At 40.5% G+C, this 21628-nt stretch carries 25 protein-coding genes and 3 pseudogenes; 10 read left to right on the top strand and 18 right to left on the bottom strand.

The window, feature by feature from the left end; translation table 11 throughout:
- Positions 1-384: 384 nt before the first annotated feature.
- The gene (locus FTU02_RS15620) at positions 385-1266 is read right to left on the bottom strand and encodes a DMT family transporter (RefSeq protein WP_180157931.1); all 882 of its coding nucleotides are present in this window, start codon (positions 1264-1266) and stop codon (positions 385-387) included.
- Between the two features lie 122 nt (positions 1267-1388).
- Here FTU02_RS15620 and FTU02_RS15615 point away from each other — a divergent pair.
- The 5 genes and pseudogenes from FTU02_RS15615 to FTU02_RS15595 all read left to right on the top strand — a co-directional run bounded on the left by FTU02_RS15615 (position 1389) and on the right by FTU02_RS15595 (position 5353).
- Positions 1389-2148 (top strand): annotated as a pseudogene (locus FTU02_RS15615) (helix-turn-helix transcriptional regulator).
- Between the two features lie 144 nt (positions 2149-2292).
- Complete coding sequence (locus tag FTU02_RS15610; protein ID WP_111885877.1) at positions 2293-2838, top strand: glutathione peroxidase; 546 nt, start codon at positions 2293-2295, stop codon at positions 2836-2838.
- 290 nt (positions 2839-3128) lie between these two features.
- Positions 3129-3416: an RcnB family protein gene (locus FTU02_RS15605; protein ID WP_180157929.1), complete on the top strand. Its 288-nt coding sequence runs from the start codon at positions 3129-3131 to the stop codon at positions 3414-3416.
- 141 nt (positions 3417-3557) lie between these two features.
- Positions 3558-4181: a hypothetical protein gene (locus FTU02_RS15600; RefSeq protein WP_180157927.1), complete on the top strand. Its 624-nt coding sequence runs from the start codon at positions 3558-3560 to the stop codon at positions 4179-4181.
- Positions 4182-4339: 158 nt separating this feature from the next.
- Positions 4340-5353 carry a pirin family protein gene (locus tag FTU02_RS15595; protein WP_180157925.1) on the top strand — a complete coding sequence of 338 codons (1014 nt, stop codon included), beginning with the start codon at positions 4340-4342 and terminating at the stop codon, positions 5351-5353.
- A gap of 7 nt (positions 5354-5360) precedes the next feature.
- On the opposite strand, the gene FTU02_RS15590 is transcribed toward FTU02_RS15595, so the two are convergent.
- Complete coding sequence (locus FTU02_RS15590) at positions 5361-5828, bottom strand: hypothetical protein (protein ID WP_180105979.1); 468 nt, start codon at positions 5826-5828, stop codon at positions 5361-5363.
- A gap of 105 nt (positions 5829-5933) precedes the next feature.
- Here FTU02_RS15590 and FTU02_RS15585 point away from each other — a divergent pair, with 105 nt between their 5' ends.
- Positions 5934-6377 (top strand): ATP-binding protein, encoded by a 444-nt coding sequence (locus tag FTU02_RS15585; RefSeq protein ID WP_180157923.1) that lies wholly within the window; start codon positions 5934-5936, stop codon positions 6375-6377.
- A 6-nt stretch (positions 6378-6383) separates the two neighbouring features.
- Here the strand turns inward: FTU02_RS15585 and FTU02_RS15580 are convergent, their stop codons facing one another.
- From FTU02_RS15580 to FTU02_RS15525, 12 genes and pseudogenes are all read right to left on the bottom strand, one after another.
- Entirely contained in the window at positions 6384-6689 is a 306-nt protein-coding gene (locus FTU02_RS15580; RefSeq protein WP_168378803.1) for a hypothetical protein, read from the bottom strand.
- Between the two features lie 141 nt (positions 6690-6830).
- A pseudogene (locus FTU02_RS15575) lies at positions 6831-7309 on the bottom strand (DUF2846 domain-containing protein).
- A gap of 130 nt (positions 7310-7439) precedes the next feature.
- Positions 7440-7859 carry a F0F1 ATP synthase subunit epsilon gene (locus tag FTU02_RS15570; protein ID WP_078194022.1) on the bottom strand — a complete coding sequence of 140 codons (420 nt, stop codon included), beginning with the start codon at positions 7857-7859 and terminating at the stop codon, positions 7440-7442.
- 26 nt (positions 7860-7885) lie between these two features.
- On the bottom strand, positions 7886-9280 hold the full coding sequence (gene atpD / locus FTU02_RS15565) for a F0F1 ATP synthase subunit beta (RefSeq protein ID WP_078191473.1): 1395 nt from the start codon (positions 9278-9280) through the stop codon (positions 7886-7888).
- Between the two features lie 29 nt (positions 9281-9309).
- Positions 9310-10179, bottom strand: coding sequence for a F0F1 ATP synthase subunit gamma (atpG, locus tag FTU02_RS15560; RefSeq protein WP_078191474.1), 870 nt, complete (start codon positions 10177-10179; stop codon positions 9310-9312).
- Positions 10180-10267: 88 nt separating this feature from the next.
- Entirely contained in the window at positions 10268-11812 is a 1545-nt protein-coding gene (atpA, locus tag FTU02_RS15555; RefSeq protein ID WP_078194023.1) for a F0F1 ATP synthase subunit alpha, read from the bottom strand.
- 42 nt (positions 11813-11854) lie between these two features.
- A complete protein-coding gene (locus FTU02_RS15550; RefSeq protein ID WP_078191476.1) occupies positions 11855-12391 on the bottom strand; it encodes a F0F1 ATP synthase subunit delta in 537 nt (178 codons plus the stop codon).
- A 12-nt stretch (positions 12392-12403) separates the two neighbouring features.
- Positions 12404-12874 carry a F0F1 ATP synthase subunit B gene (locus FTU02_RS15545; RefSeq protein ID WP_078191477.1) on the bottom strand — a complete coding sequence of 157 codons (471 nt, stop codon included), beginning with the start codon at positions 12872-12874 and terminating at the stop codon, positions 12404-12406.
- Positions 12875-12912: 38 nt separating this feature from the next.
- Entirely contained in the window at positions 12913-13158 is a 246-nt protein-coding gene (gene atpE, locus FTU02_RS15540) for a F0F1 ATP synthase subunit C (protein ID WP_000424060.1), read from the bottom strand.
- An 84-nt stretch (positions 13159-13242) separates the two neighbouring features.
- Positions 13243-14118, bottom strand: coding sequence for a F0F1 ATP synthase subunit A (gene atpB, locus FTU02_RS15535; RefSeq protein WP_078194024.1), 876 nt, complete (start codon positions 14116-14118; stop codon positions 13243-13245).
- 102 nt (positions 14119-14220) lie between these two features.
- A complete protein-coding gene (locus FTU02_RS15530) occupies positions 14221-14619 on the bottom strand; it encodes an ATP synthase subunit I (RefSeq protein WP_078194025.1) in 399 nt (132 codons plus the stop codon).
- A gap of 170 nt (positions 14620-14789) precedes the next feature.
- Positions 14790-15629 (bottom strand): metal ABC transporter solute-binding protein, Zn/Mn family, encoded by an 840-nt coding sequence (locus FTU02_RS15525; RefSeq protein WP_180157921.1) that lies wholly within the window; start codon positions 15627-15629, stop codon positions 14790-14792.
- Between the two features lie 139 nt (positions 15630-15768).
- On the opposite strand from FTU02_RS15525, the gene FTU02_RS15520 reads away from it, so the two are divergent.
- The 3 genes from FTU02_RS15520 to znuB are packed head-to-tail and all read left to right on the top strand — an operon-like array spanning position 15769 to position 17834.
- Entirely contained in the window at positions 15769-16266 is a 498-nt protein-coding gene (locus tag FTU02_RS15520; RefSeq protein WP_168378806.1) for a transcriptional repressor, read from the top strand.
- A 2-nt stretch (positions 16267-16268) separates the two neighbouring features.
- A complete protein-coding gene (gene znuC / locus FTU02_RS15515) occupies positions 16269-17030 on the top strand; it encodes a zinc ABC transporter ATP-binding protein ZnuC (RefSeq protein ID WP_078194027.1) in 762 nt (253 codons plus the stop codon).
- A 3-nt stretch (positions 17031-17033) separates the two neighbouring features.
- Positions 17034-17834 carry a zinc ABC transporter permease subunit ZnuB gene (znuB, locus tag FTU02_RS15510; RefSeq protein ID WP_180009577.1) on the top strand — a complete coding sequence of 267 codons (801 nt, stop codon included), beginning with the start codon at positions 17034-17036 and terminating at the stop codon, positions 17832-17834.
- Between the two features lie 107 nt (positions 17835-17941).
- On the opposite strand, the gene FTU02_RS15505 is transcribed toward znuB, so the two are convergent.
- A complete protein-coding gene (locus tag FTU02_RS15505) occupies positions 17942-18562 on the bottom strand; it encodes a LysE family transporter (RefSeq protein WP_180157919.1) in 621 nt (206 codons plus the stop codon).
- A gap of 159 nt (positions 18563-18721) precedes the next feature.
- On the opposite strand from FTU02_RS15505, the gene FTU02_RS15500 reads away from it, so the two are divergent.
- Positions 18722-19642: a Dyp-type peroxidase gene (locus tag FTU02_RS15500; RefSeq protein WP_180157917.1), complete on the top strand. Its 921-nt coding sequence runs from the start codon at positions 18722-18724 to the stop codon at positions 19640-19642.
- A 110-nt stretch (positions 19643-19752) separates the two neighbouring features.
- On the opposite strand, the gene FTU02_RS15495 is transcribed toward FTU02_RS15500, so the two are convergent.
- The 3 genes and pseudogenes from FTU02_RS15495 to FTU02_RS15485 form a co-directional block, all read right to left on the bottom strand.
- Positions 19753-20463: a hypothetical protein gene (locus tag FTU02_RS15495; protein ID WP_168378810.1), complete on the bottom strand. Its 711-nt coding sequence runs from the start codon at positions 20461-20463 to the stop codon at positions 19753-19755.
- Positions 20450-21526 (bottom strand): glycoside hydrolase family 19 protein, encoded by a 1077-nt coding sequence (locus tag FTU02_RS15490; protein WP_257232796.1) that lies wholly within the window; start codon positions 21524-21526, stop codon positions 20450-20452. The genes FTU02_RS15495 and FTU02_RS15490 overlap by 14 nt, the downstream gene beginning before the upstream one ends.
- A pseudogene (locus tag FTU02_RS15485) lies at positions 21523-21628 on the bottom strand (IS5/IS1182 family transposase); the annotation flags it as partial. The gene FTU02_RS15490 and the pseudogene FTU02_RS15485, both read right to left, overlap by 4 nt.

Below are 21628 nucleotides of genomic sequence, written 5' to 3'. Positions count from 1 at the left end.
CAGCCATATAGGGATGGCTGAGCATAAAAAAGGATGTGTATAAAATCACATCCAGAGGGTCTTGCAATCTCTGGGTAAATATCAAGTAATTATTAAGAATTACTTCCTCATTTACGATGAAAGTATTATGTAATATTTTTTTAAATTTAACAAATATATTTTTTATATAAATAAAACTACTGATAAGCACTTTATTTGTGATTTTATAATCACTTAGTCAAAATATGTATCTATTTTTGATTGATTTTTAAGACGAGAATTTGTTTTTTTAATTCAGTTTTACACTCAAAAATCCATTTTCAAAAGATTTGCTCTATAAAAAATAAGTTTGTTTGCCTATTTTTTAATCAATAATTCTCATAAATTTTCAACTTTTTACTAGATTTACTTACGCTGCGCCAAGATCACCCCAGTAATCGCCATCACTGTGCCGACGGTATGATAAATCATCCACTGCTCAGCCAACCAGAAATAGGCAATAATCGCGGTAAATACCGGCATCAAATTCATAAAAATACTGGTGCGATTCGGGCCGAGATGTTGCACAGCCAACATCCATACCAATGGTGCAATCAGTGATGGAAAAATTGCCGCATAAAATACACTTGGTGCATTCGTAGGATTAATCGCGTCTATGCCTAAATACAACACGAATGGCAAGTGATATAAAACGGCAAAGAAAATTTGTACATATAAGCTCAACAATAGCGGAAGTTTCAGTTGCCATTTTTTTAAAAACACCCCATAAAAGGCATAGAAAAACACTGCGAAGATCATGAGGATATCGCCGAAATGTCCGCCCATATTGAGTAATTGACTGAAATCGCCTTGTGCAATGACAAACAATAGCCCTGTAAATGAGATCGCACAGCCCAAGATGGCATAGCGATTGGGTACATCTTTCAGTATGAAAAATGCAACGGCAATCGTAAAAACTGGGATAAAGGCATTAATGATGCCCATATTGGTCGCCGTCGTATAATGCGCAGCGGTATAGCCCAAACCTTGATATAACACCATGCCAAAAGCACTCAGCACAGCCAATTGCTGCCAATGCTGCTTGATCAGCTGTCTTTGCTGCCAAACGGTTTTCAGCATAAAGGGGGTTAATATCAAAAATGCAATAAACCATCGATAAAAACTAATACTGACCGGTGAAATATAATCAGTCACATAGCGGGTGACGGTAATATTCAAGGACCATATAAATACCGCTATCAGAGGCAAACAAATTGCAAATTTCGCCCAACGCGCTTGAAGCAACATGTCTGACTCCTCAATATATCGTGCAAAGATTGGTTTAGGTATTTTGAGTGATGTCTGTTTTAATTGAAATACATGATTTCAGACATTTATATTGTAGCTCCGACATTGACTCTTAGGCTTATATGACATCACCACCAATTGAACAACAGATCGAACTTTTTGAAGCACACTACACAGCATTAGATACGGTCTACCCGCACAGTTGTCTTTGGGGTGATTTTAATTTTTGTCTCGATGGTATTTTCGAATATGAGATACAAGGGCAACACCATCTCTCACCTGCTAGTTATGGGGTGTGGATTCCTCCACATACAGAACATTGCTCAGTCGCAATTGATGAGCAACCTATTCATTATGTGGCAATCCGACTGGCACCAAATCTCTGCATAGATTTTCCCAAGCAGACTGAAGTGTTTAGTATCCAGCCTTTCTTTCGTTTATTGGTGCAAGAAATTTTGGCCTTTCCTACAGAGCAACATACCACACCACCCTATCGACACCTGCTACAGGTCTTATTCGACCAGTTAAAAACTGCGCCCAAACATCAACATTATTTACCGCAAAGCCATGATGCGGTGTTAAAGCCGATCTTGGCGCAGCTCGCAGATGTAGATCATTTTAGTTTGAGCCTACAACGATGCTTATCCAATGTCGGTTTGAGTGAGCGTCAGTTATTGCGGCTGAGTCAGAACGAACTGCAAATGAGCCTTTCTGAATGGCGAAACCGTGCAAAAAATTATTTATGCCATTCAACAACTCCGTGCTGGTCAGTCTATTAAAGCTCTCAGCTATGAATTGGGCTATCAACACAGTTCAAGCTTTATTGAGTTTTTTAAACGCTATACAGGAAAAACCCCGAACCAACATCGTGCCTCAAGTTAAATACAAAGCAATAAACCAAGCATCAGCTCGAATTCTGCAAACTACTACAAAAATTATGCGAAAAGCCTATCGATAAAAGCTTGCTGTTCACCAGATTTCCCTTTAAAACAAGTATGAAAGGCACAACTTTAATTAGGAACGAATATGTCAGCTTCAGTTTACGATATCCCAGTAAAAACCATCCAAGGTGATGACACCACACTCAATCAATACCAAGGCAAGGTTTTATTATTGGTCAATGTAGCCTCTAAATGTGGGCTAACACCGCAATATGAAGGCCTAGAAAAACTTTATACAGAGAAGAAATCACAAGGTTTTGAAGTCTTAGGTTTTCCTGCCAATAACTTTTTAGAACAAGAACCTGGTTCTGAAGCTGAAATTCAAGAATTTTGCTCGATCAACTACAAGGTTGATTTCCCACTTTTTGCAAAAATTTCTGTGGCAGGCGCGGATAAACACCCACTTTATCAAACCTTAACCCAAGCCATTCCTGAACGCATTGGTGAAGGCCCATGGTGGGATGATTTAGTTGAATACGGTTTAACACCAAATCCAAAGCCTGAAGTGCTCTGGAACTTTGAAAAATTCCTCGTGAATAAACAAGGCGAAGTTGTGGCTCGATTTGCACCCGACATCAAGGCAGATGATGCACGTATTGTCGATGCCATTAACGCTGAATTAGCCAAATAATTCGACAATTTCTCAGTCTCTCAGTTAAGATTGTTGTGATTTTAACTGAGATTGATCATTTTAAATTATCACAATAATATTTAATAATTATCATATATTGATAATTTACACATTTTATCCATTGTTTTAATATTTCAAATACACATTATTCAAAGCTTCCCTGTAAATACTCATTATCATGAGTCTTATCAATTCACATCCAGCAGTAAACAGGTGAACTTATGAATACATTAATGAAAGCTATCGTTTTATGTATTTTGTGACAGCACGTGTTTCTGCGCTAACAATAGATGCACGGCAAAATACTCAAAAGACGAAAACCCAACAGCACACTAAACAAAAACACACCGGTAAAAAAACAAAGTCAGAACAAGAAAAAAGCTGTAAATCCTTCACATGATTGGCGTTCTGGACAAAAAGTACCTTCTGAATACCGTGGTCATCGCTACAAAGGTGACCACAACAAATATAAAAAAATGTCTAAATCAGGCAAAAACCAACAATGGATTAAAGTGAATGGCGACTACATTTTAATGAATGCCGTCAGCCACGCCATGATCAAAATCATTGCAGGTTAAACCCATCAAAACATCAAAAGAGGGCAAATGCCCTCTTTTTTGTTCGAGCGATTATTTTGTTATTGCTTTGCAACAATCTATTTTTTATCCACATTCTGCCCCTATATTCAAAGCATAGACTTAACACATAGTGATGATTGAATGAAAAAGCTTGTGCAGAATGCCCTTCTCCCTTTTGCCATTTTTAGTGGTGTTTTGGTGCTGATTGGTTGTGAACCTGCTACAGCACCGCAACAGGAACAAGAAATCGCTGCAGAAAATGATCATCCTGCAACTGCACCAACAAGTGAAAATCAATCCGCGACACAAAGTCAGGCGACAGATCAAAGCCAATTAAAAAGTGGCAATATGTTTTATATCGTTCGCGATGTTGCGGATATGCAACTTAAAGCGGGCACTTATGTTGAACAACTCAAACAAACGCAGGTCGATTTAGAAGCCGCAGTCAGCAACCAAGATCATCTCCAATTGCAAAAAGCGGCAACCCAGCTGCAACAGCAGCTCAAAGGTTTCAATCAAGCTTTGAATGATTTAAATCTAAAAAGCACTGAGATTAATGATATTCGCAGCAATCTACAGGCAGCGAATCAGCAAGTATTGGCCTCACCTTTTCTCAATGGACAAGTCGATTTAAGCAAAGTTGATTTTCAGAAAATCCAAAATCAAATGGGAAATATTCAAGCGGAAATGCTGAAATTGGCAGGTATGTTGATCCAAGACCAAGCAGCTAAAAGCTCATCTAATACAACCACTAAAACTGAATAAGTAGCGAAATTTAGTATTTCCATTGCATTCCACCTGTTGTAAATCAAAAAAAGCGTTAGACCTTGAGCTAACGCTTTTTTCTTACAGTTCCGCTATAGAACACGACTGTTTTTCCTTTTAGATTAATGCTGAATAATAAAGCCAATGATGGAACAGTTATGTCAAACGCTGTGATTTATAACATTACACCCATTACCTTTCGTTTAGATTTAAAAGATCCTTTCTTATTTACTGCTCATCATATCGATCATTTTCCTGCTGCAAATGCAGACATGGGGCCAAAAACAGCCGCAGAGAATGATGAATTCAATATGTACTATGGCGATGTGGTTCCAGGCTTCCCAGAGCATCCACACACTGGCTTTGAAACCATTACCTTGGTTGAACAAGGCTATGTCGATCACTTTGACTCATTAGGCAATGGCGGACGCTATGCTGCGGGTGATGTGCAATGGCTGTCTACAGGCAATGGCGTTGAACGCTGTGAAATGTTCCCCCTACTGCATGAAGATAAAGCCAATCCTTTTGAACTTTTCCAAATTTGGTTTAATTCATCAGCTGAACAGAAAACCCATGATGCTGACTATAAAATGTTTTGGCGTGAAGAGATTCCTCACGTCTTTGAAACGGATAATGAAGGAAAAAAATCGGATATCCGCGTGATTTCAGGGCAGTTCAAATCCACCGATGCCATTTCCCGACCGCCACACTCATGGGCGGCTGCCGCAGAAAATAAGGTCAACATTTATTTAATCACCATGCAAGCAGGTGCAGAATTGGTGATTCCCTCAACAACAAGTAGCTCCAACCGTTTTGCTTATTTTTATCAGGGCAATACATTAGAAATAGAAGGTCAAACCATTCAGATGAAGCATTTGGTTGAACTCCAATCAGATGCCGACGTCCATCTCAAAGCAGGTGGATTAGAAGCACGGATTCTGTGGTTAGAAGGTGAACCGATTAATGAACCCGTGGCGATGCGCGGTCCATTTGTGCTCAATACCACGGAAGAACTCGATGCGGCTTTTAAACGCTATCGTGAAACCCATTTTGGAGATTGGCCTTGGCCAACACCCGCACCGGTCTTCAAACGTGATCAGGCTCGATTTGCCAGTTATGAAGGCGGTAAACGTGTAGAGCACCCAGAGCAGGAAAACTCACAAGCGTCTTAAAGTTCAATTAGTTGGATTGAGCAAATTCAAAAGTATTACAGTTTTTATCTTGTCCAAGTGCGCGCTGAACATCTTGTTTAAAACGTGCTTGGGCAAAGCTATATTGCTTCGGTAAAAATAAGGTAATACGTGTCGTCTGCGGATCTAAACTTTCGACCAACATTTTATGCAAATACGCCCCATGCTCAGTTCGTGCCATCAATGTCCCCTGCTCCAAATGCTCTTCTAAACGATTATCGGTATAGACGTATCGATTGTTCGCGGTAAACGCAACACAGTGATTATAGGCTTGTCGCAGATTTCGAAAGGCGGTCATATATGGGATTTTAAGCTCCGTACTGATGCCATTATCAACCGATTCAGCGACAAGTGCAGCTTCAGTGGGAAGATTGGGTGTCGTGACGTATTGGCTTTGACATGCAACGAGCAAACTATAACAAAGACACAGCGATAAACTGTTGAAAAATTTGTGCATACGGACCTTTGCAACTTGTTCTTATTTATTTTGCAGAGATTGTAGCAAAACTGGGTTGCTGATTTAATACTCTACTATTCATTCCGTGCTTTCATTGCAAATGCTATGCAGCTGATTATTTTTACAGGCGTTCAAGCCTCTGGCAAATCCACCTTTTACATGTTGAATTTATATCATAGCCATTTACGTATTAATTTGGATATGTTGAAAACCCGACATCGGGAAAATATGATCTTTGAAGCTGGTTTGGCATCCAAAACAAAAATGGTGATTGATAATACAAATCCAGATCGGGAAGCTCGTGCTCGCTATATAAAACGCGCAGTAGATGCAGGGTTTGAAGTCATTGCTTATTATTTTGAAACCGATTTGGACAGTACCTTAAAGCGCAACAGTTTACGTGAAGGCAAAGCTCATATTCCAGAAGTTGGCGTGCATGCGACCTATCGCAAGCTTCAAGTCCCGTCACGGGATGAAGGCTTTGATCAAATTTTTAAAATTAAAATTATCAGTCACGGCGAATTTTCAATTTTACCCATGTATGAATAACAAGCATTAACCTGCTTTTTGGCTATCTTGCCATTTTTTAAAAGCCGATTGCATGGCCTGACGCTCATATGGTTTCACTAAACGACTTTCTAATGAAGCAAAATCACCTTTATAGGCAGCAGCGACCATCGATTTTGCCAGTTCTTGAATACTCACGCGCCCACGGTGTTCATATTGCTGGACTTCTTCATGGGTGAGTTCAACATCCCAACATGACACGACAGAACTGAGATCAACCGCAATGCTCAAATAATATTGATCAAAGTCTTGATAAAGTTCCCAAAAATGCGGCTCATAGGCGATAAGGTTCATGGTGCAATGCTAGCTGATTGAATTTAATCACCATAAAGATTGTATTGAATAAAATATATTCAACTTTAGATTGATCAATTTCAACTAATTTAGGGATAAAAAACTACCCTTTCGAGTAGCTTCTTATCTACATATGAACCTTTATTTCAATGCGATGGTGGCTTTGCTGCAATTACCGCTTGTGCAAATGCATATTCGCTAATGGCCTTTTTTCCTGTTTGCTCATCAACCAGTTTTAAATTTGCCCCACCTACAAATGCGCCCATTTTAATAAATTGCTGAACAAAATATTGTTTACCTACTTCAGTTTCAATATCCAAATGGTTAGGTGAAAGTTCTGATTCAGTCGAAATTGTATGTTTTTGATTACCTACTACTTCTTTATAAAAAAATACTCCACGAGAGGTTTCACCTAACCATTCCCCATCTATCCATACATCTTTCTTTAAGGCAGGGCCTTTCACAGAAGCTGAGCGATATACGTAAATTCCTGCATTGACTTCTTGTTGGGAATTAAATTATTTGACTAGCGCTGGAGCATTTTGATCTGCTTTAGGTACGGATGCACACCCAACAAATCCCAAAGATAATACAAATGTAAAAAAGATTTTATTAGACATCATTAATTCCATTGACATATTTTTAAGCATATGAAAATTAAAAATTAATCATAATATAATCAAATTTATTTATTATTCAGTCATAAAAAAACCACCCTTTCGGGTGGTTCTTTCAATCTCAAACCGTGTCTTATTGAGCGCGATTTTTGATTTTACGGATGGTTTCCAACTGAGCAGCAGTTTCTGCAAGAGCAGCCAAAGCAGCAGCTGAGTCCAAGTCGCTCTTTTGATTTGCTAACAATTGTTCAGCTTGTTTACGAGCTTCAATAATTGCTGCTTCATCAAGGTTGTCAGCACGTACTGCAGTATCTGCAAGTACAGTAACAACGTGCGGTTGAACTTCTAGTACACCACCTGATACATAGATTAATTCTTCTGTACCATTTTCAAGCAGAACGCGGATTGCGCCCGGCTTGAGCAAAGTTACTAGTGGCGCATGGCCAGGCATAATACCTAACTCACCACCAGCACCTTTAGCAATTAGCATAGTTACAGCGCCAGAGTACAAAGACTCTTTAACACTTACAACGTCACATTGCATAGTCGCCATGAGAATCTCCTAAATTAGGGAACTAATTAAAGTTTCTCAGCTTTAGCAATAACTTCGTCAATACCACCAACCATGTAGAACGCTTGTTCTGGAATGTGGTCGTATTCACCAGCTAGAAGACCTTTAAAGCCACGAATTGTTTCTTTAAGCGGTACAAGTTTACCAGGAGCACCAGTAAACACTTCAGCTACGTGGAACGGTTGAGAGAAGAAACGTTGGATCTTACGTGCACGGTATACAGTAAGTTTGTCTTCTTCTGCCAATTCGTCCATACCAAGAATTGCGATAATGTCTTTCAATTCTTTGTAACGTTGAAGAACGTTTTGAACTGAACGAGCGATTTCGTAATGCTCAGTACCCACTACAAGTGGATCTAACTGACGTGAAGTAGAGTCAAGTGGATCGATCGCTGGGTAAATACCAGAAGATGCGATGTCACGGCTCAATACAACAGTCGCGTCCAAGTGAGCGAAGGTAGTCGCAGGCGATGGATCTGTTAAGTCATCGGCAGGTACGTATACCGCTTGGATTGACGTAATAGAACCAGACTTAGTAGACGTAATACGTTCTTGAAGAACACCCATCTCTTCTGCAAGAGTCGGTTGGTAACCTACTGCAGATGGCATACGACCTAGAAGTGCTGATACTTCAGTACCCGCTAGTGTATAACGATAGATGTTGTCAACGAACAATAGAACGTCACGGCCTTTACCGTTTTCGTCTTTTTCGTCACGGAAGTACTCAGCCATAGTCAAACCAGTCAACGCTACGCGTAAACGGTTACCCGGTGGCTCGTTCATCTGACCGTAAACCATCGCTACTTTGTCAAGTACGTTAGAGTCTTTCATCTCGTGATAGAAGTCATTACCTTCACGAGTACGCTCACCAACACCAGCAAACACAGATAAACCTGAGTGAGCTTTCGCGATGTTGTTGATCAACTCCATCATGTTTACAGTTTTACCAACACCGGCACCACCGAACAGACCAACTTTACCACCTTTAGCGAACGGGCAAAGTAAGTCAATGACTTTAATACCAGTTTCTAAAAGGTCAGTAGAAGCCGCTTGTTCTGCATAAGAAGGCGCTTGACGGTGAATTGGTAAACGAGCTTCAGTACCAACAGGACCAGCTTCGTCGATAGGGCGACCAAGAACGTCCATGATACGACCTAAACATGCAGTACCTACAGGTACAGAGATAGGCGCGCCAGTGTTAGTTACAGTAAGACCACGCTTAAGGCCTTCAGTAGAACCCATTGCAATAGTACGAACTACGCCATCACCAAGTTGCTGCTGAACTTCTAATGTAGTTTCAGTACCATCAACATGGAGAGCGTCATAGATCTTAGGAACGCTGTTACGTTCAAACTCGACGTCGATAACCGCGCCGATGATCTGAATGATACGACCGCTACTCATTGCTGTCTCCTCAATTCAAACTAATAATGTTAAACGGCAGCGGCACCACCAACGATCTCAGAGATTTCCTGAGTAATCGCGGCTTGACGCAGCTTGTTATAAATAAGTTGTAGGCTCTTGATCAATTCACCCGCGTTATCAGTTGCAGCTTTCATTGCAACCATACGAGCAGACTGTTCACATGCGATGTTTTCAATCACACCTTGATAAACCATAGACTCAATGTAACGAACCAATAAACCATTTAGAAGCTCTTCAGCTTCTGGTTCATAGATATAGTCCCAACCGTATTGACGATTTAGGCCTTCGCTTTCCTCAGCAGCTGCTAAAGGAACAAGCTGTTCGATTTTTTGGTTTTGAGTCATGGCGTTGACAAAGCCGTTTGACACTAGATAAATACGATCTAACTCACCTTTATCAAACGCGTCTAACATCACCTGTACAGAACCAGTTAACTGTTCAAGACTCGGAGCATCACCTACGTTTGTAGTTGCACCAAGAACTTTACCGCCGTAGTTTTTAAAAAACGAAACCGCTTTTTGACCAATTAAAGCAAATTGAACTTCAATTGACTGCTCTTGTTGCTGTTGTACGTGTTTGACCACTTTTTTGAACAAGTTAATGTTCAAACCACCAGCAAGGCCGCGATCTGAAGAAACAATGATATAGCCAACGCGCTTTACAGGACGTTCAACCATATAACGGTGTTTGTATTCAGGGTTCGCTTGTACCAAATGAGCAATTACACGGTGCATATTTTCGGCATACGGACGGCCTTGAGCCATGCGCTCTTGCGCACGACGCATCTTAGAAGCTGCTACCATCTGCATCGCGCGAGTAATTTTCTGCGTGCTTTTGATACTAGCTACTTTGGCGCGAATTTCTTTTAAATTTGCCATACGCTTAACCTAGTATTCGAAAGCCCTTTCGAGCTTTCGAAGGTTGATCCGTGAACCAAACCAGAACCAGATTCAACATCGTTGAATCTTAGTAAGTTTGAGTCGCTTTAAAGCTTTCAATACCTGCTTTGATTGCTGCTTCGATTTCTTTATCGTAAGCACCAGTCTCGTCAATTTTTTGCATTAACGCAGCATGTTCTGAACGGAAGTAAGAGATCAACGCAGCATCAAATGCAACGATTTTCTTCACTTCTACGTCAGCCATATAGCCTTCGTTAGATGCATAAATTGAAACAGCTTGGTCAGCAATTGAGTATGGAGCATATTGTTTTTGCTTCATAAGCTCAGTTACACGTTGACCATGTTCAAGCTGTTTACGAGTTGCTTCGTCAAGGTCAGAAGCGAACTGAGCAAACGCAGCTAATTCACGGTATTGCGCAAGAGCGGTACGGATACCACCTGACAATTTTTTGATGATCTTAGTCTGAGCAGAACCACCAACACGTGATACAGAGATACCCGCGTTCACAGCAGGACGAATACCTGCATTGAATAATGATGTTTCTAAGAAGATCTGACCGTCAGTAATCGAAATTACGTTTGTAGGTACGAATGCAGATACGTCACCGGCTTGAGTTTCAATAATCGGTAATGCAGTTAATGAACCAGTTTGGCCTTTAACTTCACCGTTAGTGAATTTCTCAACGTAGTCAGCAGATACACGTGAAGCACGTTCAAGTAAACGTGAGTGTAGATAGAATACGTCACCAGGATATGCTTCACGACCTGGTGGACGACGTAGAAGCAATGAAATTTGACGGTAAGCAACAGCTTGTTTAGACAAGTCATCATAAATGATAAGCGCGTCTTCACCGCGGTCACGGAAGTACTCACCCATTGTACAACCAGCATACGGAGCAAGATACTGCATCGCTGCAGGATCAGCTGCAGCAGCTGCTACAACAGTTGTGTACGCCATAGCGCCAGTTTCTTCTAGCTTGCGCACAACGTTAGCGATAGTCGATTGTTTTTGACCAATTGCTACGTAGATACATTTAATGCCAGAGTTTTTCTGAGCGATGATCGCATCGATCGCCATAGCTGTTTTACCAGTTTGACGGTCACCGATGATCAACTCACGTTGACCACGACCAACAGGGATCATTGTATCTACTGATTTATAACCAGTTTGTACAGGTTGATCCACTGATTGACGCCAAATTACGCCTGGTGCTACTTTTTCAACAGCATCAGTAAGTTTTGCGTCAATAGGGCCTTTACCATCAATCGGGTTACCCAAAGCATCTACTACACGGCCTAAAAGTTCTGGACCAACCGGAACTTCTAATACACGACCTGTGCAACGAGCTTTTTGACCTTCTTGAAGGCTTAAGTAGTTACCTAAGACAACGGCACCCACTGAATCCTGTTCTAGGTTCAGTGCCATACCAAATAAGCCGCCGTCGAATTCGATCATTTCACCGTACATTGCATCAGCAAGGCCGTGAATGCGCACAATACCGTCGGAAACCATAACAATGGTCCCTTCGTTCTTAGCGGTCGCGCTGGTGTCCAGATCGCCGATACGCTGTTTAATGAGCGCACTGATCTCGGATGGATTCAGTTGTTGCATTGCGCTATACCTCAATCTTTTTAAAGTTCAGTCTTCAAGCTGTTAAGCAAGAAGACGAGTCCGCATTTTTTCAAGCTTGTTAAGCGCAGAATCATCTATCACTTGGTCGCCTGCACGAATAACTACACCCGCGATTAACGCTGGGTTAACTTCTACTGAAACATTTACGGCAGCTTCGAATTTTTTCTCTAATGCATGCGCAAGTAATTGTTCTTGTACAGAAGTCAATGGGAATGCAGATTCAATCACTACATCCACAGTATTGTTATTCTGTGATTTGAGCTGTTCGTATTCTTCTGAAATTTCAGGAAGAAGTGCCAGACGGTCATTATCAGCAAGCAATGTCAAAAAGTTTGACACTGCTGCAGTCTGGTCTTCACCTAAAACTTTTGCGAAAACACTTACCTGCTCAGCAGGAGTAAGCTCAGGGCGATTTAGATAAGCTGAAAATGCTTCGTCTTGCACCGCAGCACTGAGCAAGTTTAATGCATTTGACCAAGCGTCAGTTGCATTTTGCTCAGAAGCGTAAGCAAATGCTGCTTTAGCGTATGGGCGTGCCAACGTCAAGAGTTCAGCCATAATCCGCCTCTCTTAAAGTTTAGCAGCCAGCTGAGTCAGCATGGCATTGTGAGCTTCTGCGTCAACTTGCTGGTTCAGAATTTTTTCTGCACCAGTAACTGCAAGAGCAGCAACTTGTTGACGTAATTCTTCGCGAGCAGCATTGATTTCAGTATCAACAGCTTCTTTAGCTTGTTGACGAATACGCTCACCTTCAGCCGCAGCTTGAGTACGCGCTTCTTCTACCAATTGCGCACCACGACGGTTCGCTTGTTCGATCAATTGAGCCGCTTGTGCTTTAGCCGCATCTAATTCAGCTTTCACTTGTGCTTGCGCATCCGCAAGGTCAGCTTTCGCTTTTTCAGCAGCGTTTAAGCCATCAGCGATTTTACGCTGACGCTCACTAATCGCATTGATTAGTGGTGGCCAAACAAATTTCATGCAGAATGCGACAAAAATCGCAAAAGCAATCGCTTGGCCAATCAATGTGAGGTTGATATTCATTGCTATTCCTCAATAGTTTAATTTAGGAATTAAGCTGATTAACCTACAAATGGATTAGCGAAGATGAAGAACAAGCCAATACCAACACCGATCATAGGCACAGCATCAAGAAGACCCGCGATTAAGAACATACGAGTTTGAAGTTGTGGAGCCAATTCTGGTTGACGAGCAACAGCTTCTAAGAAACGGCCGCCTAGAAGACCAAAACCAATCGCAGTACCTAAAGCACCAAAAGCGATCAAGATAGCAGATGCAATTGCAACTAGACCTAAAGTGAGTTCCATGATAATTCCTCAGAGGTTAGGTTTATACCAAATTAAGTTAAAAAATTGTGTGCCCAACCACCCTTTGACAGTTGAGCAATACCATTAATGCTTTTCGCTAGCCATACTCATATATACGATAGTCAACATCATGAAAATGAATGCTTGTAACGTAATAACAAGAATATGGAAGATCGCCCAAGGCACAGACAACGCCCACTGGATCCAGAACGGTAGTAATGCGATCAAGATGAAGATCAACTCACCCGCATACATGTTACCGAACAGTCGTAGAGCCAATGAGATTGGACGTGCAATAAAAGTTACTAATTCAAGAATAATGTTTACTGGAATAAGTAATGCTTTTAAAACTGGGTTACTTGGGTTAAATGGGTTAAGTGCAAATTCTGCACCGAATCCGACAAGACCTTTCTCACGGATACTATAGAAAATAGTTAACGCAAATACTGACAATGCCATACCAAGGGTAATGTTAGGATCAGTAGATGGAACGATTTTGAAGTAAACGTGGTGAGGATCCATACCAAACACGTTAGCACCGATCAATTGAGCTGTATAAGGAATCCAGTCAACAGGGATCAAGTCCATCAAGTTCATGAGGAAAATCCACACGAAGATGGTCAGCGCTAACGGCGCGATTAAGCGCGATTTGCCATGGAAAGTGTCACGGACACTTGAGTCAACGAACTCGATAATCATTTCGATTGCAGACTGGAACTTGGTCGGAACACCAGAGTTTGCAGCTTTCGCTACAACCCAGAACAACAAACAGAAAACAATACCAAGGCCGATAGACCAACCCATTGAATCCAAGTGAATAGCAGTGAACCCCATCTCTTGAGCTTCTTTAGCAGTCTCAGCTAACTTCCAAGTACCATCTGGCATTTTGCCATAGGTCATGTTAGTCAAGTGATGCTGAATGTACTCGGTCGAAGTAAGGGCATGTTCTTCAGCAGCCATAAATCACACCTGGTCAATGTCAAAACTAATAGAGAAAACGAATATCGCGTGCTGCCTGATATCTCGTTACTCTCCAAAAAACTTTTCAATTTTTTGTTGTGTTTATACTCGTTTTTTTAAGCGTGTTGCCCAAAAAGGAGCGACCCACGACATACTTTGTACGAGCATAAAACCACAAAACAATGCCACCGCTGACAACGGTTTGACATTGATCAAAATCAAAATGAATCCAACAATCACGATTGCAAACTTGCCCATTAAGCCACGATACATGTTTGACAGCACCTGTTTAGAGGCGCGGGCACCAGCCGCACGAAACGACTGCCATGAAAAGTAGCTACTTGCTAGCCAGCATACCAACGCACCCAAAGCTGCACTATATGCTGTGATTGTGTCTTTAAGGACCCAACCAATCAGGGCTGAAACAGGAATCATTACTGCTTGTAAGATGACTAAAGCTTTCGCTAATCGTCGATCAATCATGCGACTAGTTCGACTCATTTTTGTTCACTCACAGCAATTCTGCTTGACAAGTTTAACTGATGATTATTTTTAATCGCAGGCATTATAGAGTTACACCCCTTAACTTGCAATCTTTTCCCGACCTTAGTCGTGTTTTTTTAAATTGGTAAACTGCTTTCAAACTAATCAATAGTTGTTTGTTTTTTACATTACTTTCGCGCATTTAGTGTGCACTTAAGGGTTTTATCAGCCAACTTCTTCCATGCTGTTACAAAATCCCCTGCCCCACTCATGGTTTCGTCAACAGGTTGAAAGATGATACCACCGAGCTTTTGATACTGATTTTGACTGGCATGTGCTTCTGCAAGTAAGCATACTTTTGGCTGCGCGCGATGGTCTTTCAGGTATTTGATTTGTGCCAATGTCGGTGCGACATGTGGATCATCTGTCAACGCACCGGTAAATTTCAAATTCAGTGAGCGCTCAAGATATTGATAGGCATCGTGGTAAGACCAGTAAGGCTGAGCACGGCTCGACACATCAGTTTTTTGTGCTGTAACCAAGAGTTTCTGCGCAAATGCACGCGCATTGGCCCAATATTTTTCACGATGTTCTGGAAACTGTTGTGAACGTAACGCGGCTATAAAAAAGCCGATTCGAACCGCATTGTTTGGTTCAAGCCAGACATGCGTATCAATTGTGCCTTTTAATGCATTGCCACGAACATCCCGCAAAGGCAATGCACTGATAATGCCTGAGTCTAAAATAGCGATACTTTTACCACTTTCACCCAACATTTTTGCCAATGGCGCTTCATGCGCTTGGCCTAGCCATAAAACGAGATTGGCATCTTGCACGGTTTTACGGTGTGCAGGCGTCAAGCTCACATCATGTCCAGATTGATGGTCAAGCAGTAGTTTGGGCTGCTCTACGCCCTTAAGTACATCCTTCGCGATTAGATAAATCGGTTGTGTAGAAACAACGAGACCTTGCGCCCAGCTCATTACACTGAATAAAGCCAAACTACAAAAAAGAAATACACGGGACATGGGGAGAGAGCACCATAAAATGAATAGTGTTATAATATAACAAAATCGTAAAAAAACCTACGTCTGTTCGTAAGTCCTTACGCTTCATGTTAAGATTTAAAGTCTTTTTCTTTATACAGTTTCGTACTCGAGGTTGGCTATGAGCGCATGTTCACACGAACATCATAATGCTTTGCATGGTGTACACGATCATCATAATGTCGAACAGCGCCTTGCTGAAGCTGAGAGTCTCTGTAGTGCGACGGGTGCTCGACTTACGCCCTTGCGTAAAGAAGTATTGGAACTGATCTTAAATGCAACGGGACCAATGGGCGCTTATGACCTTTTGGCTAAAATTAAAAGTGAGTCTGACCGACCTGCAGCGCCGCCGACGGTGTACCGTACGCTGGATTTTCTGCTTGAAAAAGGTTTGATTCACCGTCTGACTTCGATTAATGCGTACATCCCGTGTTGCCATCCGCGCGAAGGACATCAAGCTGCATTTCTGATTTGCACCGATTGTAAATTAGTCAAAGAAGCATCTGCTCAAGGCTTGATGGCGCAACTCGATGAATTGTCTGCATCCGATGGCTTTACTGCACATCACAGTATTATTGAAATTTCAGGGATCTGTCAGCAGTGCCGCAGCAAACACTAAATATGAAGCCCATTGTGGCTTTAGAGCATGTTCATGTCCGAATCGATGAACGTGACATTTTAAAAAATGTAGATTTCGCTTTACACGAAAAAGAAATTGTCACATTGATTGGTCCTAATGGTGCAGGCAAATCCACGCTCATCAAAGTGTTGTTGGGTATTGTAAAACCTGTATCTGGCAAAGTGATCAGCACACAAAAATTAAAATTCTCATATGTACCACAAAAATTTAATCCATCACACAGCTTACCGCTACGTGTGTGTGATTTATTGGCCCTAGAAAAATGTGATGCCAATATCAAGCAAGAAATTATTCGTGATACAGGTATTGCCAAGTTACAACAATCTAAAGTTCAGCAACTATCGGGCGGCGAACGTCAACGTGTATTGATTGCACGGGCATTATTGCGTCAACCGAATGTATTGGTTCTGGATGAACCTATGCAAGGTCTGGATATCCAGTCTGAAGCGGAACTGTATGACTACGTGCGTAGCTTGCCTGAAAAATATGGCTGTGCAGTTTTGATGGTTTCTCATGACTTACAGTGGGTCATGCAAGGAACACATCGTGTGGTTTGCCTCAACAAGCATATTTGTTGTAGTGGCTTGCCTGAAAATGTCCAGCAACATCCTGAATATCAAGCGATCTTTGGAACAAATCGTGTGTTCTATCAACACCATCATGATCACTGTGCACATGGCGATAGTGCAACGCCTTGCCAGCATGACTCTCGTCCTCATATTCACCCTGAACCGGAAGCATAATCCATGATGGAATGGCTACAACTCCTTTTGCCAGCATGGATCATGGGCACTTTGCTGGTGTTCCTGACTGCGCCGCTTGGCTGTTTAATGTTATGGCGTCGCATGTCATTTTTTGCGGACACCATGGCACATGGCACTTTACTCGGTGTCGCCATTGCCGGTGCGATGAGTCTACCGCTTTGGACAGGCGTTACATTGATTGCGCTCTTATTGGTTGCAATCTTATGGGTGTTACACGATCCACGCTTGCCCAATGACGCCTTGCTCGCGCTATGTTCAGCAACACTCCTGTGCTCTGGCTTACTCTTCATACAACATTTGCCAAGCTTAAGACCTGAATTACTCAGCTATTTATTTGGTGATTTACTCACCATTTCTTGGTCAGATTTGCCTGTCTTTGCAATGGTGATCATTGTGGCACTGACCGTGCTGTATAAAAGTTGGCAATCGCAGATTCAGATTGCCATTGACCCCGATATTGCTGTCAGTGAAGGTGTCAGTGCCAAATGGCAACGTCTGATTTTTATGTTATTACTGGCATTATTTACCGTATTGGCTTTACGTGCTGTCGGCTCATTGCTGATGGGTGCATTGTTAGTGATTCCTGCATTAACCGCTCGTTTATTGGCAAATTCCCCGAAACAAATGGTGCTGTGGTCTTTCATCATTGCCCAAGTCGGTGTGACCGTGGGGTTATGGTCAAGTGCTGGTTTAAACACCTCTACAGGACTGACTATTGTATTAACCATGGCGCTGCTCTTTGCCCTGATTTTTATTATGCAAAAATTTAAGAAAGTGGCTTAAGTAGCAACGTTCATTGTTCAATTCGCGACATATCAAAAAAAAAAGCCATGCAGTTGCATGGCTTTTTTTGCACGTCAAATACAATGTTCAGAATCATCTAACTGGATTTATTGATGCACCAAACTCAATAAACTCGCAGCACAAGCAAATAATACCGCAAAGGTTCGATTCAAATATTTTTGTTGTTTAGGTGATTTTAATAACCGCAGCACTTTTGCAGCGAGACCGGTATACCCCGCCATGACAATCAGATCAATGCTAATCATTGTTGCAGCCATGATGACATATTGAATCCATTGGGGTTTGGATAAATCTAAAAACTGCGGCAAAACTGCCAACAAAAATACAATCGCTTTAGGATTGCTCATATTGACCAAAAAGCCATGTAAAATTAATTTTGAACGTGATTTATTTGGTAAATTTTGTTGGATTTCAATTGACTCAATTGGCGCTGTCCACTGTAAATAAGCCAAATACAATAAATAGACCACTCCAAACCATTTCACGATCAGAAAAGCCCATGGTGTCGTCGCAAATAAGACCCCTGCCCCAGCTGCAACAATGGCGATCTGAACCAAAAGTGCCAATTGCAGGCCGATTGCATTCCAATACCCATGCTTAAACCCATAATTCAAACCACTCGACATAGACGCAATTGCACCTGCACCTGGGGAAACACTAATTACCCAACATGCCAACATGTATGCAATCCAGATTTGATAGGACATCATTAGCTCAAGTTTGAAATGGGTCTGTATTATATGACATTTACTCTATTTTCATGACAATAATGCACGCTAAAAGGCCAAATGAAGGCTACACTCTCAGCGCTGCTTAAGGCACAATATACACAGCCACTCAGAAATTATAATTTTTAGGAGCCATGAATGTCTGCTCAATCTGTAATTTTGCCATTACCCTCAGATCATGCTCGTTTTATTGTTTTACGTTTAAAAGATTTAACGATTAGCGAATTAAAAGAACAACTTGAAGACTTATTTAACACTCGTGATCGTCTGATTACCCAACATCCTAATGCACAGATTAAAACGGCTGTGGCTTTTGGACCAGAACTTTGGACGCAACTTTACAGTCAAGCTCCGGCAGGCTTTAAACAACTTGATCCAATTCAAGGTTCATTTAACATGCCTGTGGCCCCAGCGGATGTGCTGATTCACATTGCGGCACAGCGTACAGATATTTGCTTTGCTTTAAGCCAAGCTTTCTTTGATGGCATTCAAGATAAAGTTGAGGTTTTAGATGAGCGTGTTTGCTTCCGTAATTTCGATGGCCGTGACTTAACTGGCTTTATTGATGGTACTGAAAACCCTCAATTTCCAGATGACCGCGCTGAAACAGCTTTACTTTCTGAAGAAGCAGGCATTTTTGCAGATGGTTCTTTTGTGTTTGCGCAGCGATATGCACACAACTTAGATAAATGGAAAAAGTTAAAGGTAGATGCTCAGGAACATGTCATTGGGCGCACCAAACTTGAGTCAATTGAGTTGGATGAAGACGAACAACCTGAAAACTCACATGTATCACGTACCGTTGTTGAAGATGGTGAGGGTGAAGAACTCGCAATTTTGCGTCATTCGTTGCCTTATGGTGATGGTCGTGGCGACCAAGGTTTGTTCTTTATTGCTTATACCAATGACCTCAGCATTATCGACAGCATGCTGGTTCGCATGTTCGGTACTAGCGGTGACGGTATTCACGACCGCTTACTTCACTTTGTTACGCCAATGGACGGAGCGTATTACTTTGCACCAAGTGAAGAGTTATTAGAAGAAGTTTTAGAAGGTTAAATAAATAAAGCCGACGAGAGTCGGCTTTATTTAACAATGTTGGATTTTCCAAGTCCTTAACAATATTTCTATATTGAATAAATGAAGCCCAAATAAATTGTTAAAGATTATTACAAAACATCTGATAATTTTATATAGCCTTTTGTTATTTTACCCAACCCCTTAAATTCAACATTAATATAAATCAGGTTATTATTCTCAATCAAGCCATCTATTTTTACTTTATCACCACGAATAATATATGATTTTGTTTTCTTTAATTCATTATTAAAAAAATATGCTTTATTTGCGCTTATTTCTAAATTTTTCACTACTTGATTTGAATTGTTTTTTAAATACATTTTAAACAACCCACCTGAATAAACCTTACTTAAATTAAGATCACTATCTAGTGTTTTCAATTCTTCTGACAGGAGATATTTACCATTTTTCAAAACATATATTCGAGTATACCCAACAGCTCCATCATTAAACCTTTCAATAATTTTATATTCATTAATATCAAATTCTGGATCATATAGAGGGCTTAGATAGAATTTTTTTGCTTTATTTTCTGATATATCGAATATTTCATATTTACCCCCAGAGTTACAATCATCAGTGTGATTTACAAATAAATATCTTTTATTATCATTAGTTAAATTTTCAATTGAAAAAGCATCTTTATCAAAACAGTAATTCTCATCAGTAAATAGAAAAATTTTAGCATTGCCCTGTTTAAAAAAAATATTATTATTTTCTTTAACCAGCTTATTATCGGCACATGCAAATGTGGAATAAACCAATATAAATAGAAAAATAAAAAAATTATTTGAACCCATTTCGCTTTTCAACCTCTCTTAATATTTTCAAAAATAAGCTTTTTCTTTCAGCAAGGCCATTTGTACCACCATTAATCCTTTTGCTTACCTGCTCTACTACACCTAAATGATATGAATCTGAGTATGTTTTTGTAAAATCAATATAACCATTACGAACTAAACTATCCGCATTTTTAAACTCATTAAATGCCCATACTGCACTTTCCACAGCATGAAAAAGATCATTGCATAATAAGTCTGGATCACTTACCACATCGATCCCTGAATATTTTTTATATTTAAGATATGCACTTTTCCACGTTAATTGAATTAAACCTTTACCTTTATATTTGGGTCCATCACCTGGAGTCGTATTTCCTTCTGCTAAAATTTGTTTACGCCTTCTACATGATCTACTCTTAGGAGCATTACATACTTCTGGAGGAAAATTTCCAATGTCATAATCCTTTCCACTTGCATATTCAATCAAGGTATTAAAATGATCACACTCATGATAAATTTGAGCAAGAAAATGACATAATATAAGCTTATCTGTCATTTTATACTTCAACAATCCCTTATTTAAAGCGGGTAAAAATTGTTCTGGAGTCGAGTTTTGAGTTGGTCTTCCATTCATTGTTTTATGCCAAAACAATTTTTTTGTTCCATAAACTTCTTTGAAAAAGCTTAATGAAATTATCTCTCCCGCAGAGGTATCTTCTATCCGCTGTGGCGTAATTGGATCATTTTGGGCTGTTTTTCCATTTAAAACATCTACATCTAATTGTAAATCAATAAATTCTTCTTTTACTCTTCTAACCATAAAATCTACTGAATCTAAAGGTTTTCCATCGGGTTTAAATATAGTCAATTTAATTTTTTGACCAACCCAATTTGTTAATTTCAACTGTCCGTTTTTAACTTTAAAATTTTTCTTGTTAACATTATCAAAAATCATTTCAACATCAACATCTTGAACCGCATAACGCTGACCTGATTTATCTAACACCTTTATTAGGGTGAAACCTTTAAAATTATTATATGGCTCATTAAGTTTAATTAATAGACTTCTTTCATAATTCATTTTTTGCTCAGCTCTAAATTATAGATTCCCGCAATTAAATTGAATCTTAAGCCCAGTCTTTTTCCTCGATTACGATATCGCTCGGCAAGGATTTTGAAAGTT

It is taken from the genome of Acinetobacter sp. YH12045 (genome assembly GCF_013419925.1).
Classification (GTDB): Bacteria; Pseudomonadota; Gammaproteobacteria; order Pseudomonadales; family Moraxellaceae; genus Acinetobacter; species Acinetobacter amyesii.
Note: the sequence above shows the minus strand (reverse complement) of the source record. Positions and strands in the feature narration are given on the sequence as shown.